This window comes from Desulfobulbaceae bacterium (assembly GCA_013792005.1).
Classification (GTDB): Bacteria; Desulfobacterota; Desulfobulbia; order Desulfobulbales; family VMSU01; genus VMSU01.
On record VMSU01000179.1, the window covers coordinates 1 to 7,240 of the forward strand.

At 52.3% G+C, this 7,240-nt stretch carries 6 protein-coding genes; 3 read left to right on the forward strand and 3 right to left on the reverse strand.

What is annotated here, in order from left to right; genetic code table 11:
- The first annotated feature begins 57 nt into the window (after nucleotides 1–57).
- Nucleotides 58–429, forward strand: coding sequence for a hypothetical protein (locus tag FP815_11530; GenBank protein MBA3015563.1), 372 nt, complete (start codon nucleotides 58–60; stop codon nucleotides 427–429).
- Nucleotides 430–571: 142 nt separating this feature from the next.
- On the opposite strand, the gene FP815_11535 is transcribed toward FP815_11530, so the two are convergent.
- Nucleotides 572–1,042, reverse strand: coding sequence for a hypothetical protein (locus FP815_11535; GenBank protein MBA3015564.1), 471 nt, complete (start codon nucleotides 1,040–1,042; stop codon nucleotides 572–574).
- A 368-nt stretch (nucleotides 1,043–1,410) separates the two neighbouring features.
- On the opposite strand from FP815_11535, the gene FP815_11540 reads away from it, so the two are divergent.
- A complete protein-coding gene (locus tag FP815_11540) occupies nucleotides 1,411–2,385 on the forward strand; it encodes a tRNA-dihydrouridine synthase family protein (GenBank protein ID MBA3015565.1) in 975 nt (324 codons plus the stop codon).
- 198 nt (nucleotides 2,386–2,583) lie between these two features.
- Here the strand turns inward: FP815_11540 and FP815_11545 are convergent, their stop codons facing one another.
- Both FP815_11545 and FP815_11550 read right to left on the reverse strand, forming a co-directional pair.
- Nucleotides 2,584–3,378, reverse strand: coding sequence for a carbonic anhydrase (locus tag FP815_11545; GenBank protein ID MBA3015566.1), 795 nt, complete (start codon nucleotides 3,376–3,378; stop codon nucleotides 2,584–2,586).
- Nucleotides 3,379–3,962: 584 nt separating this feature from the next.
- Nucleotides 3,963–4,817, reverse strand: coding sequence for a deoxyribonuclease IV (locus FP815_11550; GenBank protein ID MBA3015567.1), 855 nt, complete (start codon nucleotides 4,815–4,817; stop codon nucleotides 3,963–3,965).
- A 362-nt stretch (nucleotides 4,818–5,179) separates the two neighbouring features.
- Here FP815_11550 and FP815_11555 point away from each other — a divergent pair, with 362 nt between their 5' ends.
- Nucleotides 5,180–6,802 carry an ABC-F family ATP-binding cassette domain-containing protein gene (locus FP815_11555; protein MBA3015568.1) on the forward strand — a complete coding sequence of 541 codons (1,623 nt, stop codon included), beginning with the start codon at nucleotides 5,180–5,182 and terminating at the stop codon, nucleotides 6,800–6,802.
- Nucleotides 6,803–7,240: the final 438 nt, after the last annotated feature.

Consider the following 7,240-nt stretch of genomic DNA (forward strand, 5'->3'; position numbering starts at 1 on the left):
CCAGCCGGTGAGGATCAGCAGGAAGTCCGTATTCAGAGATGAACCAAGCGGGGCTAAGTGCGAGAGGGTGATGTCGCCCCGGACTTGCCGACAGTCGATTACCAGCGCCTGGCCGATAAAGTGACTGGCTGGGATCGCTACTGGAAAGATAAAAGATATTTCATAGACTTCCCGGTGCTATCAGCCCAAGCCGTGACCTGGCTTGCCACCCAATCGATCAAAGGAATCGGTTTAGACACTCCCTCAATCGATGGCCCGGACGCAACCAACCTCCCCAATCACCGACAACTGCTGAACAAGGACATTCTCATCATCGAAAATCTCACTCGCCTTGACCTCATCCCCGGCGGTCACAGTCAACTCCTCTGTCTTCCCTTGCTGATAACAGGAACCGACGCTGCACCAGCCAGAGTTATTGCCTGCTGCTGAACCAAAATTTTAGTATCATAGCACAACACTGACGATCCCGTCGTAACAATGGATGAGCAAAGCGTAAACCCAACCCTAAGTCGCTATTACTCTGTTGATTTTCACCAAGGAACCACAACACGAAGCGCACCTCCTGGCTCCCTCAGATTGGCTGCACTGCCTGCAAGATCCCTTTGGCCGTCCCCAATCGCCGAACCAGATCAATAAAGCTATTGGGCAGAGGTAACTCCCGCTCGCTAAGCAGAATCCCCCACTCCCTGGCCCGCTCCAGAACTAACGATGTATCGCGTCCATCTTCCTGATAATCACACAGAACCATGGTTCGCAGAGCATCGGTCAGAAGGATGCGCAGGGCCGGAAGTTCACAACCGACTTTGGCTCGAACCTCATCGACAACTTGACGATGAGCTGCAACAAAATCGGCTAAAGCCCCCTCCTGGTGATCCCCCCCGAACACATCGCCCACTACTGCGGCCGTCACCTTAGAGGAAAAATCATGGTCCCATCCAGCCTGACTGACCCGAAGATGGTCGCGCAGGTCCTTAAAAAAAATAACTTTAACTATTTCAACCCCTTCTCGTAAAATGGGAATCAACTTACTTTCGCTATCCATTCGTTTCCTCGCCTCCACATCAGGATCTCTGACATAATACATCCTCGTATAATTGCTTACGACCGAGACCATGATCTCAATCTATCTAACAACACCGAACCTCTCTGCTCGCGAAAGGCGTACTGTCCTACCATAAATTGAGAGGTGAGTCAAAATCTGTTCACAGGGTATCAGCCAGAGCTACCAATCTGTCCCAGTCCGTAGAACCTTACTATCCTGAATGGTTCACTAAAAACCGCCCTCAGCAAAAATTCGCCTTCGCCTGTGATGAACATTGCGCAACCGCACTTCATACTTTAAACTTACAACCACTCACTTTAGCATCGTAATAATGCGCTCTCCCCGTCCACCTCAACCCCCATACGGCCGTGTTCCCTCTGAAACCATTTGCCATTGGCAACATCACTATCGATCCCCCCCTGATCCTCGCCCCCATGGCCGGGGTCTCTCACTCTCCACTCAGGCAGCTTGTGGCCTCCTTTGCCCGGCCCGGCCTCTTCTTCAGCGAAATGCTGAGCGCCAAACATATCCCAGACGATATCAAAAAACACTCCTTCTGGCTGGCACGGGAGACCTGCGAGCAGCCCATGGCCTACCAGATCGTTGCCCCCTCTCCTGAAGAAGCGGCGCTCGGCGCCAGCCATCTTTGCCAGATCGGAGCCGAGATTATCGACCTCAACTTGGCCTGCCCGGCGCCAAACATCTCCGGTCGACGCAAGGCTGGTGGATTTCTCCTCTCTGATCTCCCTTTAGTTACGGATATCCTCTCCACCTTACGTCCCGTCGTTTCCTGTCCGCTGACAGTCAAGATCAGACTGGGGGTGAAGCCCGATCTTATTTTTTTACATGACTTAGTTGATATCTTAGAAGCAACTGGAGTTGACGCCATCACTCTCCATCCTCGGCTCACCACCGAAAAGCTAAAGCGACGAGCACGCTGGGAGTATATCGGTCACTTGAAGGACATGACCCGACTGCCGGTCATCGGCAACGGCGATGTCGTCACTCGGGAGGATTGTCTGACCATGTTCGATCAGACAGGCTGTGATGGAGTGATGATTGGACGAGCGGCAGCGCAGAAACCGTGGCTCTTTGCCGAAATTACCAGCGGATTAGACCAGGAGATCACCGCCGAATTCCTCTTCGCCACCTACCAGAAGGCCTGGACGATGATGACCGATTTTTTCCCTGCCAATCAAACCTTGGGGAGGATCAAGGAGTTCACCTGGTACTTCACTAAAAACCTGCGCTTTGGCCACCGCCTGGCCGCCAGAATGCAGAACCTGCCGGACCTGCCAGCCTGCTGGCAGCTGGTTAAGGAAGAGTTTATTAAAAGTTGGTAAACCGGTAACTACCCAAGTTGACGGTGATCAGTTACCGGTTTACGGTTAACAACCGTACGAATACCAGTCGTTGGCAACAATCACTAACCGTTACCTGACAAACACAAACCGAAAACCTAAGCAGTTACCATTCGTCAAAAAAAAAGCAGTGCGCCAAAGCACCTGCCTTTTTTTGTGACCCTAAACCGGAGCATCTCCTTAGTGCTTCGCTTCGCCTCCAGCCATAGCCTCCATAGCCCGAGCCGGATTGGCCTCGACGCTCTTCATGATCTCGTCGGTCTTGGCATCGGCCAACCATTTAACCTCACCGGTAGCCACGTCATAGATCGCGCCTACCACTTTCACCTTCCCGCTCTTAACCAAGTCGCGAGAGGCGGGGCTCTTCATAAAAAGATCCTCAATACCCTGATAGACATTCTCCTCAATACCGTAAGGGACTACGGCCTTGTCCTTGGCCTCGGGATGGGCAGCAATAGCCCGCTCAACCGCTGGCTGGATATTATCCACCAAGGGCGGAATATTCCGCTCCAAGGCATGACCATGTCCCTGAACCGCGCTGGTCACGGCAGTGACAGCACCACATTGGGTATGTCCAAGGACAACCAGAACGGGGGTGTTGACATGAGCCAAGCCGTATTCGATGGAACCTGCCTCATCGGTATCAACCACGTTACCGGCCACACGAATAACAAAAATATCCATGATCCCGGCATCAAAGATACGCTCGACGGGTACTCGGGAATCAGAACAGGAGATCACCGTAGCGTACGCGTAGTCACCCTGATTCTCCTTACCGGCCAAGGCCATCCGGGCCTTGTCACTATTTGGGTTCTCGGCCTTACCCGACATGAAGCGGGCATTACCATCCTTCAACATGGTCAGTATCGCATCAGGCGATGGTTTGGCAGCCTTTGAACTCGCGAGGGCAGGTCCCGCCGCCATCAGCACGAGGCAGCTTGCAGCAATAGCCATTGTTCTAATTTGCTTGATCATTGTTTTACTCTCCTTTTTCTTTTTTTACTCACTGTGAATTGCACAAAATGAATGAACAATCATTCACAATCACTACGGCACATTGTTTACTCCTGGTGCCGCTCACCTGTCAAGCACAAAAAAACCTCCCACACAGAGGTGTCCAGCCTCACTCAAAGGGTATCACCTTGCCACCCCCCGGGTCGAGAAGCTGGAGGCTGAAATGATCGCCGCTGGTCAAAACAACCTGCTGTAAAGCAGACCAAAATGATTCAGTCTTTTACGCGATCATAATACCCAAGATCGAAATGCCCCTGCCAAAATCGGAGTCCCAACTAATTCTATTCAGCAGATCTGTAACAGATATCATGTTCAAAAGTGACAATCTCGTAAAAAGTCCGGGGATGGCTAAGCAAAAGGTGCGACATACAGGTAAGCGATCGAAGAGAGACTCCGAGGCGCGGGGTGTGTTTTGTGAGTGAGGCCATACATATGGTATGCCGAACGAGCAAAACCGCCACGCAATTCAGTTCAATCCCCGCTGGTGTTGGACGGGGACGCAGTAGATCGGACTTTTTGCGACGCCATCAAAAGTAATTCTGAAGTTAAAGAGCGACCCGCGCCTCATTACTAAAGCCATAGAGACGGGAGATCTCTTCCGGCCACCGGTCGCTATCGATGGTCTCCAAAATAAGGGGGATATGATCAAAGCGGAGATCCTGCATAATCCGAGCGAATACCTCCCAGCCCAGCTGCCCATCGCCAAGGGAGTGGTGTCGATCAAGTTTCTGCCCCAAGGCCGATTTACTGTCGTTTAAGTGCACCCCCTTCAGAAGATCAAAGCCCAGCGCCTGGTCAAAATTGGTAACTACCGCATGGTACTTCTCTTTAATGTCGTAGCCAGCCGCATAGAGATGACAGGTATCGAGACAAACACCCATCCTCTCCCTCAACCCAACCCGCTCAATGATCATAGCAAGCTGTTCAAAGGTGTACCCGATATTCGACCCTTGGCCTGCAGTGGATTCGAGGACAAAAACGACCTCCTGTGTCTGGGCTATAGCCTGCTGAATACCTTCGGCAATGAGATCCATACACTGCTCCTCAGAAATCTCGTTCAGATGACTTCCCGGATGAAAATTAAGCAGCTTAAGACCAAGCTGCTCCACTCTTTGGGCCTCATCAATAAAGGCATTGACCGATCTTTGGCGTTTATCTGGGTCAGAGTTGCCGAGATTGATCAGGTAGCCATCATGAGGGAGAACATGGTGTCGTTGAATGCCGATCCGTTCAAGGTTTTCCCGGAAAGCGCGGATGTTTTTATCTTCCAGGGGTTTTGCCTGCCACTGCCGTTGGTTTTTAGTAAACATGGCAAAAGCCTTGGCACCGATCAACTCGGCATGCAATGGTGCATTCTCCACTCCTCCAGCAATGCTGACATGTGCTCCGACATATTTCATACATCCCTCCTCTCATTGTAAGAAAACAGCGCCTATCCAGGTTGACGGTGATCAGTTGCCGGTTTACGGTTAACTGGGATTATGACCTATCATCGAGTAACAATCAAGCTCGACACCTTGATGCCAGGATCGGCTCACCTCCTCCTTTCCCGTTGACCAAAGCAACTGACGAGTCTCGATCCCCCCTGCGGCAATAAACGAAAGCCTTGCAGCCTCGTCGCTATCGTGCTATTGAAAGCGCTTATTTTCATCACGCATTCTTTCGCTCACTCACCAACATCGGTAACGCGTCGTCACATCCCTTACGACTCCCCGGAGAGCACGATTTCTTACTCCCTTCGGCTTATACCAAGGATACCTGCATGATCCATCTTACCAACATCAGCAAACAACACGGCACCCAGATCCTGTTTCAAAATATCAGCTGCCAGATCCTCCCCGGCTCAAGAATCGGTCTCGTTGGCGCCAATGGCGCTGGCAAAACCTCGATCTTCCGTCTGATCACCGGCGAGGAAACCCCAGACAAAGGGACCATCAGCTGCTCTAAAAAAACGGTGATCGGATATTTCTCCCAGGACGTGGGCGAGAGGGCTGGCCGCTCGGCGTTGGCTGAGGTCATGGCCGGATCAAATGAAACCATGCGGCTGGGTGAGACCATGCGCGAGATGGAAGCGGCAATGGCTGAACCCATGAGCGATGATGAGATGGCAACGCTACTTGAACGCTACGGCAACGCCACCGAGGAGTTTGAACTTCGGGGAGGATATGATCTGGAAAGCCGGGCTCAGGCGGTATTGACCGGACTCGGTATCGGACCTGATGACTATAATCGCCCGGTTGAGAGTTTCAGCGGCGGCTGGAAGATGCGTATCGCCCTGGCCCGGATCCTCACCATCAACCCTGACGTCCTCCTCTTAGACGAACCCACCAACCACTTGGATGTAGAATCCATCGTCTGGCTTGAAAACTGGCTGGCCAACGAGTTCAAAGGCTCCCTGCTGATGACCTGCCACGATCGCGACTTCATGAACCGCATCGTCTCCACTATTATCGAGGTGGCCAATGGCTCGGTAACTACCTACAGCGGCAATTACGATTTCTACCTGCGCGAACGAGAGATTCGCCGAGAGCAACTGCAAGCGAGCTTCAAGCGTCAACAGGAGATGCTGTCAAAAGAGGAGGAGTTCATCGCCCGCTTCGCGGCCCGGGCCTCCCACGCCTCTCAAGTCCAGTCCAGGGTCAAGAAACTGGAGAAGATCGAGCGGATCGAACTGCCGCCGGAACAACGCAGCATCAGCTTCGAGTTCGCCGATCCGCCGCGCAGTGGCGATGACGTGGCCAGGATCACCGATCTCGCCAAGGTCTGGCCGATGGAGAATGGCAGCGAGAAGTCGGTCTTCGGCGGCATCACCGGCGTCATCCGCCGCGGAGAGAAGATCGCCGTGGTCGGAGTCAATGGCGCCGGCAAATCGACATTTCTCAAGGTACTGACCAAACAGACCAAGCCCACCACCGGTTTCGTCACCTTAGGCGCCAATGTCTTCCCCGGTTATTTCAGCCAGCACTCAATGGAGGTGCTCGATCCGGACAAGACGGTCTTCGCCACTGTCCAAGACACCATGCCCAACGCCACTATTGGTGGTATCCGCAACCTCTGCGCCGCCTTCCTCTTTCAGGGCGATAGCGTTGACAAACGGGTCGAGATGCTCTCAGGCGGCGAAAAAAGCCGCTTGGTCCTGGCCACCCTACTTGCCAGACCACTGAATTTCCTAGTGCTCGACGAACCAACCAACCATTTGGATATCCAATCCCGCGAAGTACTGCTCACCGCCCTCAACAACTTCACCGGCACCGTGGTCCTAGTCAGCCATGACCGACATTTCCTGCGCTCCCTGGTCAACCGGGTCTTTGCCATTGATCATGGAGAACTTCGCATCTATGAGGGAGATTATAATTATTACCTGGACAAAAGTCAGACAGAGTGACGGTTGGGTTAGAGTTGTCTGGTTACCACGAGGTTTCTGCACAAAATACCGAAGCAGAGAGGTACCCCATTGACAAATAAGCCTTATCCTCACCCAACGTCTTCCCTGCGAAGGCTAAAATCCAATAAAACTGGCTCACTGGCTTAGTTTCCTGCTCGCAACATCAAAACATATCCTTTGCAGGTAGACGAATTTAGTTTAGTATTAAATTCAAAATTCGTACTTATCCATTTCCGCAGACAACCCATAGTGAAGCCCACCCTTGACCAAGCTAACGACTTACTTTAATACAATAATTTTAGTAACTATCCACCTTCTGACCCAGAAAGGTGCCGAAGCCCAGAACCGTAACTGTTCAGCAGTGCCGCAGATGCTAGGCATCGGCCTGCGATGTGTGCTTTTCGCACATGAGCAGGCCGATAACAACGCAGATGTGGC

Coding starts and splice junctions, on each gene's coding strand:
- FP815_11535 (MBA3015564.1), bottom strand. CDS start 1,042: ATGGATAGCGAAAGTAAGTTGATTCCCATTTTACGAGAAGGGGTTGAA.
- FP815_11545 (MBA3015566.1), bottom strand. CDS start 3,378: ATGATCAAGCAAATTAGAACAATGGCTATTGCTGCAAGCTGCCTCGTG.
- FP815_11550 (MBA3015567.1), bottom strand. CDS start 4,817: ATGAAATATGTCGGAGCACATGTCAGCATTGCTGGAGGAGTGGAGAAT.
- FP815_11555 (MBA3015568.1), top strand. CDS start 5,180: ATGATCCATCTTACCAACATCAGCAAACAACACGGCACCCAGATCCTG.